This window comes from Parasalinivibrio latis (assembly GCF_036825535.1).
GTDB lineage: Bacteria > Pseudomonadota > Gammaproteobacteria > Enterobacterales > Vibrionaceae > Parasalinivibrio > Parasalinivibrio latis.
This window is the reverse complement of sequence record NZ_CP098813.1, coordinates 375,897-394,777: the sequence shown is the minus strand read 5'-3', so window position 1 is coordinate 394,777 and position 18,881 is coordinate 375,897. Positions and strand designations below refer to the sequence as shown.

Sequence of the window (18,881 nt, the reverse complement as noted above, 5' to 3'; positions counted from 1 at the left end):
GCGTTTTTGTACATTGTACCAAGATCATCTTAAGAAGCAGGTTACTGCAATATTTGACTGTCTATCAGTCAAGGTGCTGTTTTAGCGGGATTATTTCACAAAGCTGTCATGGACGTCTTTATTGGATGGTTCTCGGCTGAATTCAGCCATCGGCGTTTCAAAATGATGGAGCATTCTGTAAAGCTCTTCTTTTCGAAGTGGCTTGGTAAGGTAGGCATTCATTCCTGCATCATGCGCCAGTTCATAATCGTCAACGGCGGCGTGGGCTGACAATCCGACAATGATGCAGGCCTGAAGCCTCATACAAGATTCATGGTCCCGTATGAGTTGAGTCATTTCATAACCGTCCATTATCGGCATGGATACATCAGACAGTATCATTTCAGGGCGGTGCTTGCGGTATAGCTCAAATGCTTCATTTCCATTATTGGCAAAGAACAATCTTGCCCCGGTTTTAACCAGAAGGGCTTTTGCCAGAATACGGTTTGACTGAATATCATCGACTATCAATAGGGTCTTGCCTTTTAAATCAGGCGGTTGGGACCACTGCTTGGCGGTTTCAATGTCCTCGCCATTGAAGCTTTTCTCTGCGAGATCAGCCAGCGCCCTTTTTAGCTCCTGGTATTTTACTGGCATTGAAACATGCCGGATTGCACCTTCATTATCGTCTGCCGGCAAATTGGTAACTTTGGAATAAAGGCAAAGCGTGGGTAAATGTTGTTCTTTCGGCAATGAAGATTGTTCGTCAACAATCACTATTTTCACCCGTTTGGCCTTTTCTACTTGGGTAGAAAAAGTTTCAGGGATCAGTGGGGTAGGTGGGTTCACTGCCGCTCCCCAAAAATGAAGTTGCTCTACCAGCGCAGGAGGATACTCCGCAGCGAGACACTCAAGCCAAACTTCCACGCCGTCAAAGAAACTAGGATCCATTGGAACCTGATTGACATTGTCCAGAACCAATTCGAAAAAAAAGCGGCTTCCTTTGTCGGGCTCCGATTCAATTTTTAACTCACTGCCAAAAATATTTACAAGGTTTTTGGTTATCGCGAGACCCAGTCCGGTCCCCTGGTAGCGCCGAGTGTTAGAATTATCAACCTGTTCAAAGCTGTTACCGATAATTGAGATTTTATCCGCAGGGATACCAATTCCTGTGTCTGTAATACTGATGAGGTAACGGGTTTTCTTTTTACTCCTGGTGTGTGGGTGTTTCTGACTTTCTGAAATCTTTAATGTGATGGAGCCTGAGTCGGTAAACTTGACGGCATTACTCAGCAGGTTATTGATAATTTGTCCCAGCCGGACAGGATCACTTTTCACGTTATAGGGCATTGCAGGGTCGATATCGCTGATAACGTTTAGACCTTTTGCCCCTGCGTTGACTGCTGCCATAGACAGACAGTCGTCTGCCAGTTCCCGGAGGTTAAACGCTTTTTTGTCCAGCAACAGTTTCCCAGCTTCGATTTTGGAGAGGTCTAGAATTTCATTGATTAGAAACAGGAGATCCTGGCTGGAGTGGGACAACAGGTTTATGTAGTGACGCTGCTGCTGAGTCAGTTCCGTTTCATTCAGCAAGTCTGCCATACCGACAATGGTGTTCATTGGCGTTCGGATTTCATGGGACATATTGGCAAGAAAGCGAGATTTTGCATGCGTGGCTGCCAGCGCATTTTCGGCAGAAACGCGCAGCTCATTCTGAATACGTTGGCTCTCTGAAATATCGCGGATGATGTAGGCATACCTGTCGATATTTCCCAAGGAATCAGTAATGGGGAAGATGTTGATTTCAGCCTCATACCTCTGCCCCATCCGTTTGGCACAGGTAAGTGTAAGGGTGCGGGCTTCTGGTGCATCACTGTTGAAGTGAAGTGCTTCCAGGTTTTCACTGCTTGTGTCTGGGGATAATAGTACCGAGCCCGGCGTATTGTCTTTTACTGCTGATAAAGCGTAGCCTGTCAGCGTTGCCAAAGCCTGGTTAGCCCACAAAATCCTGTCATTACAGTCTGCGATAAGAAAGGCTTCCTGAGTTTGCTCAACCAGCTGTACAAGTTGGGTGTGTTGCAGTGACAGACTGAGGTAGCGCTGTTTTTCTTCGATAATAGACTGGTACGACTCGGCAAGAGACGTCGACATGCGGTTAAATTCTGAAGATACTTCAGCAAGCTCATCGGAGCCTGATATGTCTACAGTGGTTCCGGGGCCATGCTTTTTTATTTGGGATGCAGCATTTTGCAGCTGGTAAAGGCGGTTGGTTAAGTAATTGCCAAGTAAAAGGGAAAAGAGCGCAACCAATACCACTTCAACAGCTGCAACCGAGTAGCTGTAGCGTCTGGCTTCTTCCATCAATGTTCCCAAGCGGCTGACATTGATACCCAGTTCAACTCGCCCAAAGTTAATTCCATCGAGCACTACGTGGGCATAAGTGTCATATACACCATCTGAACTTTCCGACGGCTCCTCGTCATAGTTGATTGTCTGCCCGGCACTGTTGCGGTCTCCGCCCTCTGCCAGGGTCATATTGGTATTGTCTACAAAACGGAGATAGTCGATATCGTTGCTTGAGATAGCTTCGTCAACAAAAGATTGCAGGTTGGCAAGGTCAGTTGATATCACTTCATCACGGGCGGCATTGGCGAAAGCCTTGGCCAGGCGTTGGCTGCCCTCAGCCAGGCGTGTGTTGTTTGAGTCCTGAAGCCAGTTGAGCCCGGATAAAATCAGGATCGCGAGAACTACCAGCTCAATAATCGCAACACCTAATATGGTTTTTAACCGGAATGACATTCAATAGCTCCCAGAATATAAGGGGATATGCACATGTTTAACTATAGTCCAAGTGTTACGTTTATTAGCCAACCGACTCGCATGTAACCTAATTGTCCTCACACTCCGCACTTTTGGTATTGACAATGTTGCGAATCGCAACAAATATCAGTTGTGTATCGCAACATGTGGAGAGTGATATGACACCCGAAAACCTTCGTGAACTTTCCCGGCTATTAGTGAGGCAACTGGGACTGCTGGATAACTATTGCGGGGATATGTTACTGACACCGGTTCAGGCACATACCATGATTGAACTGGAACCTGAACCCATGACGGTCAGCGAAATGTCCTTACGCCTTAATGTCGATAAATCCAACGCCAGTAGGACACTGGCCACTTTGCTAAATCAGGGAGTTGTGGAATCTGTACCTCATCCGACGGATGGCAGGAGCATGGTTTTCCGGCTGACGGATGCCGGCAGGGAAAAATTGAAAGTACTGCACTGCCAGCTCAATGGTCAGGTTCAGGCATTTATGGAACAGCTTGAAGCTGATGAACAGGCTGCGCTGGAAAGCAGCCTTAGGCGTTATATTCGGGCGATGCAGGTTGTTCCCAGGCAATCCGGCTACACTTTCCGTGAACTGACGGCCCTTGATAATGCCTCTGTTGCCGCAGTAATTCGCCGAGTCTCTGCTGAGTATGGTTTAACGGGTGAATGTGGGTACGGGGTTACGGATCCGTTCCTTGACAGGTTGAGCGAAGTCTATGCTCCGGACAATTGTGAATACTGGGTGATTGAGCGTGAATATCGCGTACTGGGCGGCGGTGGAATTGCTCCGCTAAAGGGGGAAGAGGAACTGGCTGAGTTGCAGAAAATGTATTTCTTACCAGAGTTAAGGGGAAGGGGATTTGCCAGAAAGCTTGCTGTAAAGGCTCTTGCCTTTGCACGGTTGAAGGGTTACCGGGGTTGTTATCTGGAAACGACGGCAAACCTGACAGAAGCTATTGCTCTGTATGAGAGCTTGGGTTTTGAGCGACTTAGCAATTCGATGGGTGATACAGGCCACGATGCCTGTGAGGTATGCATGATTAAATGGTTTTAGTATTGCCCCAAACGGCAATAATCTTGCCGTTTGGTAAATGACCTTGGATATGTTATTTGAAGCCTTTCACGTGGGCTTCCATTTCTTCGCCGATTTGCTTGCGCATCTCCATTAATTTGACAGCGGATTCGCGAAGGTGAATGTCTTCTTCGGTCTGCGGTACCCATTCAGGCACATCCGTGGGTTTACCATGCTCATCCACGGCAACCATGATAACGATACAGTGCGTGGTTAAGCGACGTTCCAATTTTGTCGGCTCAGATGCCTGGACATCAATAGCGATATGCATGGAAGAGCGGCCGGTGTAAATCACTTTGGCGCTGACTTCTACCAGGTTGCCAACGTGAATCGGTTTCACGAAGCGGATACCACCGGCATAGGCAGTTATACAATACTTCCCGCTCCAGCCTGCAGCACAGGCATATGCTGCCAGGTCAATCCATTTCATGACGGCTCCGCCGTGTACTTTGCCCCCAAAATTCACGTCGCCGGGCTCAGCTAAAAAGCGCAGGGTTACTTCACGTTGCATCCTTGTCTCACTTCTATTTGTTGTGTTTGCTTTTTAAGCATATACGAGCGCGCTGATAAGTTACATGTTTAGCAGCAGACCTAAGTTTTAAGGATGTTCTTCGTCGATACTTCTGATCGGTTTTGCCGGAGAGCCTACGCAAACAGTATTTGAAGGCAAGTCTCTTACTACGACGCTGCCGGCACCTATCACAACATTATCGCCAATAGTGACGCCGGGGCAGACAGTGACATTTGCGCCGAACCAGACATTGTCTCCGACTGTTATAGCCAGCGCGTATTCCTCTCCTGCCGCACGTTTTTGTGGGTTTATCGGATGAGTTGCCGTTGAGATAACCACACCGGGGGCCAAAAGGCAGTCACTGCCGAAAGTAACCGGGGCAGCATCCAGAATGGTGCAGCCATGGTTTGCATAAAATCCGTTACCTGCCTTGATGTTATATCCGTAATCGCAATTAAACGGTGATTCGATCCAGGCTGTACCTTCAAGATCCAGGAGATTGCTGACAATACTGGCGCGAGTCTGACGGTCGGATGGGAGTGTCTGGTTTAGCTGGAAACACAGATCCTTAGCCATTTCGCGATCCCGGGTTAAAACGTCGTCCCATGGTTGGTAGATCTGACCCGAAATCATTTTTTCTTTTTCAGTCATCGGTTTTAATGTGAGTTGTAAAATAGCTACTAAGTATGCAGAGTTTGACTTGTACGTACTGAGAGCAGATGCAAAAAAGCTATCTCCAGTATTGGGAGATAGCTGAGGCTATACTGCACCTTGCGGATTTTTTGTGCAGCCAGGTGTGAAATCTGACTGAAACCGGATTATTGCTCGGCAATCTTTTTGAGGTTTTCCAAACCCACGTTATATAAGCCAGTCACCGCTGATATGGCCGCCTTATCATTCAGGTTTTCAGGTGGGTTATTGTTTGGGTCTCCTCGGTAAAATGCTCCAGCCCATGTGACTTTACTTTTACCCTCACCAAGAGACTTTACCGAGATAGTGGACTGGTAGTTCGTCACTGGAAGCAAGGTAATATCACCTTTGGTGATACGGTACTTCAGGCTCATTTTTTCGGGCTTGTATGCTTTCAGCTTTTCGGTAATGGATTTATCACCTACGGTAACAACACGAAGAGCCCCGGTTTTAGTAGGCTCCCCTTCAATAACTTCTGTCTTGGTCACAGGAGGCAACCAAGTGTGAAGTTTGTCGTAGGCCCCAACGATCGCCCAGACCTTTTCTGCAGGTGCGTTGATCTCAATGCTTTCTGATACTTTCTGCCGTGTTGGCCCATGGGCATAGACCGAGGCAGCGAACAGAAAGGTAAGAAAGAAAAGCCATAAAGAAAAATTAAAGATAATCTGCCGTGTAGGTTTTAACCTGACAGTCTTCACTCGAATATGTTGCCTGTAATTTTGCATGGGTCTGTCCCTGTTCAATTCCTTTTTACAGGGTATAGATTAAAGGGATAACGGTGAGATTCAGAAGTGCAGGGCTGCAAAAATGAATTGCAGCCATGGTTGGAAAGACTTAATTATAAATTGAAAAACCGCAAAAACGCTGACAATTTTATCGATTCACCCTTCATAATTGCCTGTTGAAACCGGACAGTTGTCCCTGGTTTCGCCTGAGCCAATTTTGACTGAGCCAATCGGGTGACGCATCCGATTTTAGGGTATCCCCCAAGAGTCTGGCGATCATTCATCAACACAATAGGTTGGCCGTCTGCCGGGATTTGAATAGAGCCAGGGGCAATGCCTTCAGAGATAATGCCCTTAAGTTTCGATTTTATAGCGGGCCCGGATAACCTTATTCCCATGCGGTCACTTTGCTGGGTGATTTCATACTCACTATTGAAGAACTGCTCAACCGATGAACTGGAAAAACTGTCAAATTGATAGGAAGGGATAACCCCTACAGACAGGGTATCTGGATAGTCTGGGATATACGTTTTCGGTACCGAATACAGGTGTGTTTTTTTGCATTTGTGCCGTACAGGGATTTTGTCTCCTGCTTGAATTTTGTTTCCGGTGCCTAGCTTTTCACCTAGTACGGGCAGTCCGCCTAACCCATTACGGACGACAGTGGCTTTACTGCCAAGGAAATCTGGTGCCTGAATGCCGCCGGCTACGGCAAGGTAAGCCCGCAACCCGGATTGTGCAAAGCCAAGTTGTAACGTCTGTCCCTGCTTTAAATTGAACGCTCTCCAGTGGGGCTGTGGATAGCCGTCAATCCGGGGTTGTGTATCTGCACCGGTCAGTGCCACTGTGATGTCTGTCATGGCACGAAAAGAAGCATTTCCCATCATTATTTCCAGGCAGGCGGCGTCTGCTTTGTTGCCAAGTAATTTATTGGCCCAACAAAATGCATGAAGATCCACAGGGCCGCCACTGCTAAGCCCGAGATGCCCGACACCAAAGCGCCCTGGGTCCTGAATCAGGGTGAAAAGGCCAGGGTTGATTACTTCCAGTCCAAACACAGTTGTCCTCCAGCGCGCAAAAAAGTCTCCTTGTTGATGGGTTTAAAACAGATTTTGTCTCCAGCCTGAAAGGGCATCATCGGCTCACGTAGAGGGTCAAACAGGCTGACGGGGCTGTTACCAATAATCTGCCAGCCTCCGGGGGATTGTGTTGGGTAAACCGCAGTTTGTGTATCGGCAATCCCAACGCTGCCGGCGGGAATCTGGACCCTTGGTGTAGTGTGTCGAGGGCTGGCAATACGCGCATCCACGGGCGCGAGAAAGGCAAATCCCGGCGCAAAACCAATGGCGCAAACTGTGTAGACAGTTGAAGAATGGATTTTAATAACATCATCGACAGACATGCCTTTGGATTTTGCCAAAAGTGGCAAGTCCGGGCCGGTTTCAGGAGCATAGTAAACGGGTAGGGTAATCAATTTACCTGCTGAAGAGGTGATTTCTGCGTCTCGGTTAGCCAGGGTTTCCCGAAGGGATTTGGTCAATGAAGCCGCATCTGTTTTCAGGGGATGAAACTCTATTAACACTGATGTATATGAAGGGACCACTTCCCGCAGCATATTCCCGAAACGGCGTCGAATCAGTTCACTGGCAGCGCCTATTTCCTCAGCCAGCTGGGTATCAATTTTCTCACCAAAATAGACGATAAGATGAGTTTCAGAAACTTGTGAAATTTTGGGGTTCATGGAGTAAGTGCTTTTGATAAGGCTTTAACGGTTGCGACGGATTCTGGGTTGTCACCATGGACACAGACAGTATCGGCATTTAACACCAATTTGCTGCCATCGAGAGCTGTTACGTATCCATGTTTGGCCAGAGTGGTGACCTGATCGATGATCTGTTTTGAATCATGGTAAACCGAGCCTGGTTGACTACGAGGGGACAGTTTACCTTCATGTGTATAGGCGCGGTCTGCAAAGGCTTCCAGCAGGATGGATACTCCCTTTGCTCTGGCAACGGCCTGGTATTGGCTGTTGTCTGCAGTCGCAAGGATCATCAGAGACGGATTTCCCGAGAGGGAAGACACTCCGGTAACAACTGCTTCGAACACCGTTTTGTCAGCCATCATGTCGTTATAAAGTGCACCATGGGGTTTAACATATTCCACTTTACCGCCGTACAGGCTGCACACTCCCTGTAACGCACCGACTTGATACGCTACCAAGTGGGAAATTTCGCTTTGACTGTGTGGAACACTACGGCGACCAAACCCCTTTTTGTCTTCATACCCAGGATGGGCTCCGATCGTGACATTGTTTTGGATTGCTTTTTTCACTGTAGCTGCCATGACGTCAGGGTCTGATGCATGGAAACCGCAGGCGATGTTCGCCATGTCAATCCATGGCATTACTTGGTCATCCAGCCCCATCGTCCAGATACCAAAGCTCTCTCCCATGTCACAGTTCAACTTCATCGACTTGTTCCTTGTCCTACTGCTTGTTCCTCCTGGCCGAAATTTGGAAGGCAGGAGAGGTCAAAATTTGATCTAAAGATATATCGAATACAAATTGCGTGCAAAATGTTTTTAAAATGTTGCCAAAAGGTTTCTGTCGGTATAGGTTTTAAACAACCAGTCGATCGGCTGGGAAAAATTGCGACATGTTTCACGATTAAAACCATTCACAGGACGTCGGCAAAAGGTGTCCCCTTTTTGCCAGGAAATAAGGATTGAACATCATGAAACCGTTACTGAAAAAGGCAGTGGTTGCCTTAATCGCCTTGTCCAGCACCAGCGTATACGCAGCAACTCGCTGGGATATGGCGACTCCTTACGTTGATGCAACGCACCACACTCAAAACATCAGGCAGTTTGCCGAGGATGTAAAAACCGCCACCAAGGGTGAATTGGAAATTGTTGTCCACGCAGGCGCGTCCCTTATTAAGCACAAAGAAATTCCTCGTGCAGTCAGAACTCAACAGGTTCCTATTGGGGAAATGTTCATCGGGATTCTGGGGAACAGTGACCCTGTGTTTAAGCTGGATAACCTGCCATTTCTTGCCACCGATTTTGACCAGGCGAAAAAGCTTTACGCTGCATCCAAACCCACCCTTGAAAAGAAGCTGAGCAAAGAAGGAATGATGTTGCTGTATACCGTGCCTTGGCCTCCTCAAGGGATTTACAGCAAGGCACCTGTTAACAGCGTGGACGACATCAAGGGAGCCAAAATGCGCGCATACAGTTCAACGCTGTCCCGTCTGGCTGTCTTGTTAGATGCGGCTCCAACGACTGTTCAAACGGTGGAAATCCCTCAGGCTTTTTCAACTGGCATCATCGATATGATGATCACCTCACCTACAACTGGCGTGAGCAGCCAGTCTTGGGATTATGTGAAGCACTATACCGATGTACAGGCATGGATCCCTAAAAACATGGTTGTTGTTAACAAACGCGCATTCAAGCGACTGGATAAAGATGTTCAGGATGCGCTTTTGAAAGCCGCAGCCGATGCAGAAGCGCGTGGTTGGGAGATGGCAGAAAGTGAAACTGTCACTAAAACACAGGCGTTGGCGGATAACGGGATGAATGTTGCCAAGCCAAGTGCAGCACTAATGAACTCACTAATAGAAGTCGGTTCTGTGATGGCTGGGGAGTGGGCGGAAGAAGCGGGTTCTGAAGGCATGGAAATTATTGATGCCTACAAAAACCGGTAACCGTACGTCTATCAGTATTAAGAAGTAAAGGAGCATCCCTATGCGCGCTTTGTTGGAAGGGTTGTATCGTGGTGCCGGCATTCTGTCGGGAATCTGTATTGTCAGCATTTGCCTGATTATTCTGGCCCGGGTAATCGGGCGCTGGCTGGGAATTGTGGTTCCATCAAGCGATGATTTTGCCGGGTACCTGCTGGCTGCTGCGAGTTTTCTGGCGCTGGCCTATACCTTCCGGCAAGGCGGGCATATCCGGGTTAGTTTGTTTACATCACGCTTGGCTGAAACGTCGGTGATAAAGGTCGAGCGTGGGGTACTCCTTGTCGCTTCCGTTTTGGTGGTTTATCTGGCCTATCAGCTCGGGTTTATGGTCTGGGAGTCCTGGGATTTTGAGGAAGTAACGTCTGGTTATGTCCCGATGCCGCTTTGGTTTGTGCAACTGCCCATGGCGGTCGGAATGGTTGTTTTCGCCATTGCTGTTATTGATCAAACCTTATGTCATTTTCTCTATGGCACACGGATTCCTAAATCGGAAGAAGAGTCACTTGCAGAAAGCCAGAAAATTGAACTTGATAATGTAGTTCCCAATAGCCGGGGGACAACGCATGAATGAGATGCTGATTGGTGTCGTTCTCCTCGTAATGCTTTTTGCGGTACTTGCCAGCGGCCTGTGGGTAGCACTGTCTCTGGTGATTGTTGCCATCGCTGGGATGGTGTTACTCGGCAATGATGCGTTTGGGCTGATTTACGCAACGTCAACCTGGGGGGCGGTTTCAGATTGGTCGCTTGCTGCCCTTCCGTTATTTATCTGGATGGGTGAAATTCTGTTCAGAACCCGTCTTTCAAAAGACCTGTTTGAGGGGCTGACGCCATGGTTGGGTCGGGTACCCGGAAGGTTGCTTCATGTGAATATTCTGAGCTGCGGAATGTTTGCTGCGGTGTCGGGATCTTCTGCCGCGACTGCTGCGACCATTGGCCGAATGACACTGCCAGAACTGAAAAAACAGGGCTATAACGACAGGATGTCTATTGCCACGTTGGCCGGCTCTGGGACGCTGGGACTGCTAATTCCTCCTTCGATCATACTTATTGTTTACGGTGTTGCTGCAGAAGTCTCCATAGGCCGACTGTTTATTGCCGGCGCGATACCAGGGTTGATGCTGGTGATGCTGTTCATGGGTTACACCATGCTGTGGTCGGTGATGAACCGTGGAGCTATGCCGGAACAAGGACCTGAATATTCCTGGAATGAAAAACTCAGGGCGCTGTTACGTCTGATCCCGGTCGGGATGCTGGTTTTGTTTGTTTTGGGCTCAATTTATGGCGGTTTGACGACGCCGACAGAGGCTGCTGCATTTGGTGTGTTGGGTGCCCTTGTGCTGGCGTTTGCCAGTGGGTCTTTGAATTGGTTGAGCTTCAGTGAAAGTCTGATGGGTGCAGTCAAAACATCCTGCATGATCATTTTGATTCTGGCTGGTGCTGCGTTTTTGACGGTAGCCATGGGTTTTATTGGCTTACCCCGGATGCTGGCCGAGGAAATTGCAGCCTTACAGCTTTCACCCTATATGCTGCTTTTTTTCCTTACCTTCCTATTCGTTATTCTGGGGTGCTTTTTAGACGGTATTTCGGTTGTTGTGCTAACCACATCAGTTGTCCTCCCTATGGTTACGCAGGCAGGCATTGACCCACTTTGGTTCGGCATTTACATCGTGTTGGTAGTGGAAATGTCACAAATCACCCCCCCGGTGGGCTTTAATCTTTTCGTCATTCAAAGTCTTACCGGGCGAGATATTCTGTTTATTGCCAAAGCGGCATTGCCGTTTTTCTTCCTGCTGATGTTTGCGGTACTGTTAGTGACCGTCTGGCCGGGAATTGTTACCTGGCTGCCAACTACCATGACCGCCGGATGAGAATTTGGGAAAGATATAAAGATGGACAATAAAGAAAATTCCGCCTCGCATTTGCCCATTGTGTCATCGGCTCACCTTGCCAGTGAAAACGCGATGACACTCAGTGAATTCGAGTATGCCCTTACCATGGTAAACAACGCCTTTCAGCGTTGGATGCAATCTTGCAGTGCGACGTCAGGTATTCCTGAACTCAGTTCGCTGGATATTCTTGTGGTACACAATATCCATCACAGGGACAGAGCAAAACGTATTGCCGATGTGGCTTTTATGCTGAATATCGAAGACCTTCACAATGTGTCTTATTCAGTGAGAAAGCTGGTTAAGCGTAATTTGGTGGAGGGTACCAGACAGGGAAAAGATACCTATTACCAGGTGACTGATGAAGGCAGGGAATTTTGCAAAAACTACCGGGATATCCGGGAGCAATGCCTTGTTGAAGTGTTGTCAAAAATGAACATGCACGATCAACTGGGTGAAATGGCAACGCTAATGCGAACGCTTTCCGGTTTTTATGATCAGGCATCAAGGGCAGCACGGTCTTTGTAAGCAGAAAAAAAGCCGTGAAGTTGGAGAGCTTCACGGCTAAGGTGCCTTTATCAAGGCAGTTGCAAGAGCAAACGGTTGGTTATCTTACAAATCTTGCGTTCGCCCAGTCGGCATGGTCAAACCCACCCCCATCCTGTGCATTTTCTACTTCCAGAACGACCTGACGGGAGTCTGAGGACAACGGTACTGAAATTGGAACCCCTTGGTGTGTACCTCGGAGCACCTGACTTCTGTAAAGGCGTGTGCCATCAACGACTACGTTGAATACCACCGATCCTTGGTTTCCTGCACTGTCATCAATTCCTATCACTGCTTCAAAATATCTGAAGCTGAGTCCATCGATATTGTATGTAATGGAAGAAACCGAATGTGTACCCAGTCCTTTTTCATACCCGACGTTAGCGATGCGGATTTGGCTGCCATCTCCTTGCTGTTTTTGACCGACATTCTGGTCTTTTTCTATCGGTCCCCATCCGTTGGTCGATGAGATTTCCTGCATATCACTGGCGTATACGTACGGCTTTTGGCGCAACTTAGCATCCGCCCAGTCGGCGTGGTCATAGCTACCCCCATCCGACGTGGGTAAAACCTTCAATGTAAGTTCAGTGTTCACATCAGTGAGCGGAATGTTCACGGGTGTTCCATCATCCCTGCCGGTCATCACCGGGCTTTGATATACAAGCTTGCTGTCGACGTACACTTCAAAAACAACAGAACCTCTGTTTCCTGCACTGTCATCGACACCTATCACGGCAGAGAATGCACTGTAATATTTACCTGCAAGATCATAGGTGATCTCTGAGGTTGAGTGCGTTCCCAGGCCTTTGGAATACTGGGTTCCATTGATAGTAATGATGCCGCCATCATTGGCCTGTTTTTGTCCGACACTCTGATCTTTTTCAACAGGCCCCCAGCCATTGGTGGATGACACTTCAGGCAAGTCACTAAGGTAGACATGACGCTGAATCCTTAGTTTTGCATCACCCCAGTTGGTGTGGTCGAAGGCCTTGCCATCAGAGGTTGGCAATGTCACCAGTTTCAATTGTGCATGCAGTGGTGAGATAGGAATGGTGATGTGCAGTAAGTTGTCCGACCCCCTCAATACGGGGCTTACATAGACACGTTGTCCATCCAGGTGCACCTCGTAAACTGCTGAGCCGCCGTTTCCGGCTCCGTCATCCAATCCAATATAAGAACTGAATTGGTCAACATAGAGGTCAGTCAGGTCATATGTCACTTCAGAGGCTGCATGTGCACCTATTCCCTTGGTGAACGTTTGTCCGTCTATGGTGAGGGGACGACCGTCATTGCTTCCTGTCCCTCCAACGCTTTGGTCAAATTCAACCGGTCCATAGCCATTGCTGCTGGTAACGGGCGTTATATCACTGACAAAGATGAACTCGCTGCCCGTGGATTCTGGGAGTGGGTTACCCTCATACTCAATCTGTTGGAGGTAAGACTCGACATCTAGTCGTTCTGCAGAATCAGAAATATAGTGAACCCCTCCAGTTTGAAGTACGGCATTCAGTGTTGCTGCCTGGCCATTGTGGAAATAAGGTGCTGAATCCATAAGCCCGATAAGCGTTGGTGTTTTGAATCCCTTGCCTGACAAAGATTGGCCAATTCCCAAGCCAGAAGATGGTTGGATAGTGCCTACATCATGACGTTTCATGTCGGTAAAGGCTGGCCCGCTGTGGCAGCTATTACAGCCCTTGGATTCGAACAATGCTTTTCCTCGACGAGCATAAGCTCCTAGTGAGCCGTCCTGACGTCTTTTGTAACTGCCGGGGTATTCACTCAGGCTGGAAACGTACAATGCCAGATTATCCAGTTCTGAACTCAGACCAGACTTGGGCGAGCCCAGAGGGTTTTCGGTATTTTCAAATATCTGATCGGGTAGAAAGCCTCTTCCTCCAAATCCATGGCGAATATCATTCTCAAAATCCTGGATTTCATCGAAGTTGGCTGTCCAGTGAACGTTGCCGTTTCCTGTGCCTGAACGACCAAGTAACGACAATGTATTTCGCAGTCCTTCACCACGGTCGGTAAAATCCCAGACACGGCCATCAGAGTCGCCGTCAGCGTGACAACTGGCGCATGATAGGTAGCCGTCAGTTGCCATTCTCGCATCTTCCGCGTTGTGGAAAATACGTTTCCCAGCCAGAACTGCAGCATTCATCTTTTCTGTTTCGACCGTTTTCAGGTTCGCAACTTCTACGACTTCTCCTTTGTCAGGTTGTTCAAATGCACTGACATCAAAAACCTTGACACTGCGTGACAGAAAGCCGTGAACAAACAGGAATTTTCCAGATCTGACTAAACCTATTGGTGCATCACCAGTACGATTGAGCTGCAAGGCGATGTTATTGTTGTAGGCATCTCGTACTTCGATTCTGTTGCTGCCTTCCAATGCAGTGTAGATATAGTCCCCAGCACGGCTAAATACGGCTGCTTTGGGTTGCGAAGCGTTATCGAAATCAATTTGCTTGTTAAAGGCTTCTCGCCTAGTTTGGAGATTGATTGGACTTAGGATGGCACGGACAGTGCTGTCAAATGTAAGTTTGCTGTCTGGGTCATTCTCGTTGAATGGACCGCGGTCGACATTTACTTTGTTAGCTGGCACCCAAGCCCAGTTCCCGTCAGGTGAGATGGTAATACTGTTGAGATAATTCGGAAGCCCCCTCGAACGGTCCGGGCCATCAACAGTAATAGTGTCTTTGCCGAGTCGAATGACTTGGGAACTGAAAAGATCAATGTCTACTGCAATAACTCTGGCGTGATCCTGAGGAGATTTAAACCGGGTGACAAAAACCGTGTCCGAATTGCTGTCAACGGCAACTCCTCGCGCGGAGTGACCGACATTGCGAGATTGCAGGATACTTCCGCTAAGCGGATCCATTTTTAGGAGCCGGCCGGAAGATTGCAGCGTAACAAATGCATGGCTCTCATCTGGGCTGAATACAACACCATAAGGTTGAGATGCCCGTGGCAGTGATACAGTCTGTACGATAAGTCCGTTTGTTGGGTTGAGGATACTGATGGAATCCGAACCCTGGTTGACCACCCATATCCGACCGTCAGGTGCCCGTGCCAGTGTTCTCGGTTTTTTGCCGACCGGGGATTCCCAAATCTTATTGAACGGGGCATAAGCGGAAAATGCCGTGACAGAACCATTGTCTTCATTTGCTGTGTAGATGCGATTTCCTGTCGAAATAATTGAAGACGCAGTAGTGGGTTGAGTAGGCGTTACCGGAGTAATGGCAGTAACAGCCAGAGAATCGGTTGATGTTAACTGGTTCTCTCGGATGGTCACGATAGGTTGCCAGTGACCGGGGCTGGCATAGGTATGCTGAACTTGACCATTGGTAGAAAACGGTGTTGAAGGAGTGCCGTCACCAAAATCCCAGGAGTATTCAACCGTACCACCCAGGATGGGTTGCGCAGAGGCATTTAAAACCAAAGGTTGTGCCACCTCAACCATAGTGCTTTGTGTGAGCGATACATCGTGACCGGAGACAGTGCCGGTAGCAAAGTTAAAACGGTATTCCGGCATCGGGTTTCCGGAAAAATCTTTGATTCCTGAAGCGATGACCTGATAAATCGAATTCTGTTTGAGCGGCTGATCAGGGCTGAAATGTACAAACGCTCTGTTTACACTGTAGGTACCGCTAAGTTGCTGTCCTCCTGGAAACTCTTTTACAACAAAAGTTTGATTGTTGACGGATTCCAGCAAGATGCTGTCTGACATGGCAAGGCCGACACGTGCCGTTACGGGTACACGAGTGCTGTCTTGTTCAGGGTAGGTATAAAAAACTGACGGTGGATTTGTATCAGGTTGAGCTTCGTGAGCCATAAAGCCACTGCCGGAACCGTGGTCGTTACCCACCCAAATCAGATTGCCAAAGGGATAGGATTGCCCGTGATCCGGCGTAATAGAAGGGTCAAGTTGCAATACACCTCGTCCGATTTCACGGATATTTGATTTGTCAGCAACGTCCAACGTCCCGACATCAAACCGGTTACCCATGATGAGTTTTTCGTCCTGGTGCGAACAGTAGGTGTTGAGGAAGCCTGTAACCTTGTCACTGACCAATGACATCGGCGTAGTCGTCGTGTCGTACACAATCAGGCTGTCTGATGCCGCGCGGGCTCCAAAATAGGAATATTTACCATCCCAGCAAGAGGTGTAATACACAAACGGGAGATTAGGGACGGTTTTCTCTAACACTGGATTCAGCGGATCATCGATATTCAGAATAGAGAATCCACCACGGTTGTTACGGCTGGAAATGTGCAGTTTGTTCCCGAAAGCACGCACTTTCCCGACCAAGAACCCACCGAGCTGGCTTGTGGGGATGGTCTTGACGTGCACAGGGTTTGTAATGTCTGTGGTGTCTACAATCGAAATGCCTGATGTTCCCCGGGCTACATAAAGGTAGGGTGCTTGCCAGGATACGTGCCAGGGAATATTCCCATATCCGGCCTGAACAATGTCGTCCAAGGCGAGCTTACTGACCTGAACAGGATTGAAAATGTCAGACCAATCCCAGATCTCAATGCCCCTCACATTGTGAATAGCAACCAGAGAATCCCCGCTGAGACCGTAAGAATGAACCTCAGAAAAATCTATTGTCCTTAACCTGTCGCTGGAGCGATCTGCGGTAAATAAATCTGGCTCGTAAATCCGATTCACCAAAGATAAATCCCGAGGGTTTGATGAATCCAAAACGAACCAGCCACCGGGTATTTGCCCGCTATCGGGAGCAAAAACACCAATAATATAGCCATTTAACATGGTGACGCCGTTAGTACCATACCTCAGACGTCCGGGATAATCCTTCGGTAGAAATTCATGTTCATTATTGTCAACGAGTTGAGATACCTGTGTGAACACCTCGTTTTGTGCAAATTGAATCTGACCCAATCCGGGCCCTTGCCCGGAATAGGATGATGACGAGAAAATAAATAAACACATGATGAAATAAAATTTCATCCATTTGTTTTTTCGAGTGTCAGTACTACTCATTTCGACCTCCATTCTGCTTTGAAAAATATTGGGCTTCTAAGCAGATGCGAATGGATCAGGGTCAGCATCTAAAATTTAAATAGTATTGGTAATTAAAGTTTTTCGCAGCGATTGATAATTAAATCTTTCATGATGTTATTATTTACTTCGTCTAGAAATGTTTTTACGTGTTCAGACGCAATATGTTGTTCTATTGCTTTCTGTGACTCCCATATTTCGTACATAATGTACTTTCCTGGTTTTTCAACATCTTTATGCAAATCATACTGAATACAGCCTGGCTCTTTTCTGGTAGGGGCCATTACAGTAAAGATACTTTTTTCTAACTCTTTTTCTTTTCCGGGATGTGCGATAATGTCCGCAATAAGATAAATCATAATTACACCCTGTATTTAGCTTACTTGTTTTCTAATACGATCTTTCCAATGTGATTGTTCAATTCTAATATTCGGTGTGCACGGTTAACTTCACTAAATGGTAATACTTCATGAATAAGCGGTTTTAACGCACCTTGATCAAAGAATCGAGCCACTTCAGACAATAGGAGACCATGGTGTGCTCGTTTCTCTCCCGTCAGCAAAGGGAGCAGCATCAAAACAAAATGGAGAGTCAGGGACTTTGCGTGCATGAGTTTTAAGTTTTGCATTCGTGGGTTAACTGCAACCACTTCTCCCCACACTTTAACCGCTTCGAGAGAACGATCGATATTGTCGTCTCCTACTGTGTCGTAAACTATGTCGAAACCTTTCCCATCAGTAAGTCTGGCAACGTAACTGTCTACAGTTTCAGTTTTATAGTTGATGATGTTGTCGGCACCTAACTGTGTGGCGACCTTCGCTTTGATGTCATCAGATACAGTTGTAGATACAGTAGCGCCGCGCAACTTGGCAAGTTGAATAGCCATGTGTCCCACGCCACCGGTACCTGCATGAATAAGAATGTGTTCTCCTTCCTGAATATTGGCTTTATCGTAAATACATTCCCACGCAGTTATGGTAACTAATGGAAGGGCAGCAGCCTGCGCAAAACTGGCAGTTGCTGGCATATGGGCGAGCAGATCAGCGTCTGCCAGCATAACGTCTGCCAGGGCTCCTTGAATTGGTCCGTCTGGACCCATCAGCCCACCGGCACAACCGTAGACTTTGTCTCCTTTACGAAATTTTGTCACTCCTTGACCAACCTCAAGAACAACACCGGATACATCCATATGCATCACTGCAGGAGTTGGAGTATTGATACCGAGATCTGCTCTCAGCATTTTATTATCAACCGGGTTTAAGCTGGTGGCTTTTACCTGAATTAAAACATGTCCAGGTTTTAACTTTGGTTCTGCTATATTGGCTTGTTGGAAATTTGCGGCTTCACTGTATTCATTCACTATATAGGCTTTCATTTTTGTTCCTTGTTAATTATTGTCCTTCATAGGCATAATAACTATTAAGGATATATGTGGAAAGTACGCAGAAATAAGTGCTATAGTGCTAAAAAGGATACTATTGGAGATAGTTGAATGAAAAATCGGGAAAAAGATTTTTACTCTAAACCTTACGGATGTTCCGTGCAGGCAACTTTATCTGTAATAGGGGGTAGGTGGAAACCCGTCATACTGTTTCATTTATTAGATTCGGATGTCCTCAGATTTGGTCAATTGAAATCAAAGATTGAATCAATTACACAAAGAATGCTGACGAGTCAGTTAAGGGAATTGGAAGCTGATGGCGTGATTGAAAGAAAAGTTTATCCTGAGGTCCCACCGAAGGTGGAATATCGTTTAACTGACTATGGATTGTCATTGAAGCCTATTTTGGTAGAAATGAAGGAGTGGGGTGCAAATCATATGAAACACATAAATACAATAAATGGAGAATAAGCCGGAGTGTTTTCAAACCGG

At 47.4% G+C, this 18,881-nt stretch carries 16 protein-coding genes; 6 read left to right on the top strand and 10 right to left on the bottom strand.

Annotation, left to right across the window (positions count from 1 at the left end):
* Positions 1 to 90 precede the first annotated feature (90 nt).
* Complete coding sequence (locus tag NF212_RS18925; protein ID WP_434362329.1) at positions 91 to 2,778, bottom strand: ATP-binding protein; 2,688 nt, start codon at positions 2,776 to 2,778, stop codon at positions 91 to 93.
* Between the two features lie 179 nt (positions 2,779 to 2,957).
* On the opposite strand from NF212_RS18925, the gene NF212_RS18920 reads away from it, so the two are divergent.
* Entirely contained in the window at positions 2,958 to 3,863 is a 906-nt protein-coding gene (locus NF212_RS18920; protein ID WP_434362328.1) for a bifunctional helix-turn-helix transcriptional regulator/GNAT family N-acetyltransferase, read from the top strand.
* Positions 3,864 to 3,915: 52 nt separating this feature from the next.
* On the opposite strand, the gene NF212_RS18915 is transcribed toward NF212_RS18920, so the two are convergent.
* From NF212_RS18915 to NF212_RS18890, 6 genes are all read right to left on the bottom strand, one after another.
* Positions 3,916 to 4,392 (bottom strand): acyl-CoA thioesterase, encoded by a 477-nt coding sequence (locus tag NF212_RS18915; protein WP_434362327.1) that lies wholly within the window; start codon positions 4,390 to 4,392, stop codon positions 3,916 to 3,918.
* Positions 4,393 to 4,479: 87 nt separating this feature from the next.
* Positions 4,480 to 5,025 (bottom strand): sugar O-acetyltransferase, encoded by a 546-nt coding sequence (locus tag NF212_RS18910; RefSeq protein WP_434362326.1) that lies wholly within the window; start codon positions 5,023 to 5,025, stop codon positions 4,480 to 4,482.
* Positions 5,026 to 5,210: 185 nt separating this feature from the next.
* Positions 5,211 to 5,807: an SRPBCC family protein gene (locus NF212_RS18905; RefSeq protein ID WP_434362324.1), complete on the bottom strand. Its 597-nt coding sequence runs from the start codon at positions 5,805 to 5,807 to the stop codon at positions 5,211 to 5,213.
* A gap of 113 nt (positions 5,808 to 5,920) precedes the next feature.
* Positions 5,921 to 6,865, bottom strand: coding sequence for a biotin-dependent carboxyltransferase family protein (locus NF212_RS18900; RefSeq protein ID WP_434362322.1), 945 nt, complete (start codon positions 6,863 to 6,865; stop codon positions 5,921 to 5,923).
* Positions 6,847 to 7,548, bottom strand: a complete 702-nt coding sequence (gene pxpB, locus NF212_RS18895; RefSeq protein ID WP_434362320.1) for a 5-oxoprolinase subunit PxpB — start codon at positions 7,546 to 7,548, stop codon at positions 6,847 to 6,849. Before pxpB ends, NF212_RS18900 begins: the two co-directional genes overlap by 19 nt.
* On the bottom strand, positions 7,545 to 8,276 hold the full coding sequence (locus NF212_RS18890; RefSeq protein ID WP_434362319.1) for a 5-oxoprolinase subunit PxpA: 732 nt from the start codon (positions 8,274 to 8,276) through the stop codon (positions 7,545 to 7,547). The genes pxpB and NF212_RS18890 overlap by 4 nt, the downstream gene beginning before the upstream one ends.
* A gap of 263 nt (positions 8,277 to 8,539) precedes the next feature.
* Here NF212_RS18890 and NF212_RS18885 point away from each other — a divergent pair, with 263 nt between their 5' ends.
* Genes NF212_RS18885 through NF212_RS18870 form a run of 4 tightly spaced genes read left to right on the top strand, consistent with a single transcriptional unit; the run spans position 8,540 to position 11,964 of the window.
* Positions 8,540 to 9,514: a TRAP transporter substrate-binding protein gene (locus NF212_RS18885; RefSeq protein WP_434362318.1), complete on the top strand. Its 975-nt coding sequence runs from the start codon at positions 8,540 to 8,542 to the stop codon at positions 9,512 to 9,514.
* 40 nt (positions 9,515 to 9,554) lie between these two features.
* Positions 9,555 to 10,121 (top strand): TRAP transporter small permease, encoded by a 567-nt coding sequence (locus tag NF212_RS18880; RefSeq protein ID WP_434362317.1) that lies wholly within the window; start codon positions 9,555 to 9,557, stop codon positions 10,119 to 10,121.
* Positions 10,114 to 11,418, top strand: coding sequence for a TRAP transporter large permease (locus NF212_RS18875; protein WP_434362316.1), 1,305 nt, complete (start codon positions 10,114 to 10,116; stop codon positions 11,416 to 11,418). The genes NF212_RS18880 and NF212_RS18875 overlap by 8 nt, the downstream gene beginning before the upstream one ends.
* A gap of 21 nt (positions 11,419 to 11,439) precedes the next feature.
* The gene (locus NF212_RS18870) at positions 11,440 to 11,964 is read left to right on the top strand and encodes a winged helix DNA-binding protein (protein ID WP_434362315.1); all 525 of its coding nucleotides are present in this window, start codon (positions 11,440 to 11,442) and stop codon (positions 11,962 to 11,964) included.
* 79 nt (positions 11,965 to 12,043) lie between these two features.
* On the opposite strand, the gene NF212_RS18865 is transcribed toward NF212_RS18870, so the two are convergent.
* The 3 genes from NF212_RS18865 to NF212_RS18855 form a co-directional block, all read right to left on the bottom strand.
* Positions 12,044 to 16,657: an NPCBM/NEW2 domain-containing protein gene (locus NF212_RS18865; RefSeq protein WP_434362314.1), complete on the bottom strand. Its 4,614-nt coding sequence runs from the start codon at positions 16,655 to 16,657 to the stop codon at positions 12,044 to 12,046.
* A gap of 425 nt (positions 16,658 to 17,082) precedes the next feature.
* Positions 17,083 to 17,367, bottom strand: coding sequence for a putative quinol monooxygenase (locus tag NF212_RS18860; RefSeq protein WP_434362313.1), 285 nt, complete (start codon positions 17,365 to 17,367; stop codon positions 17,083 to 17,085).
* A 20-nt stretch (positions 17,368 to 17,387) separates the two neighbouring features.
* On the bottom strand, positions 17,388 to 18,383 hold the full coding sequence (locus tag NF212_RS18855; protein ID WP_434362312.1) for a zinc-dependent alcohol dehydrogenase family protein: 996 nt from the start codon (positions 18,381 to 18,383) through the stop codon (positions 17,388 to 17,390).
* Positions 18,384 to 18,500: 117 nt separating this feature from the next.
* Between NF212_RS18855 and NF212_RS18850 the strand changes: the two genes are divergently transcribed.
* Positions 18,501 to 18,860 (top strand): winged helix-turn-helix transcriptional regulator, encoded by a 360-nt coding sequence (locus NF212_RS18850; protein WP_434362310.1) that lies wholly within the window; start codon positions 18,501 to 18,503, stop codon positions 18,858 to 18,860.
* The last annotated feature ends 21 nt before the right edge of the window (positions 18,861 to 18,881 follow it).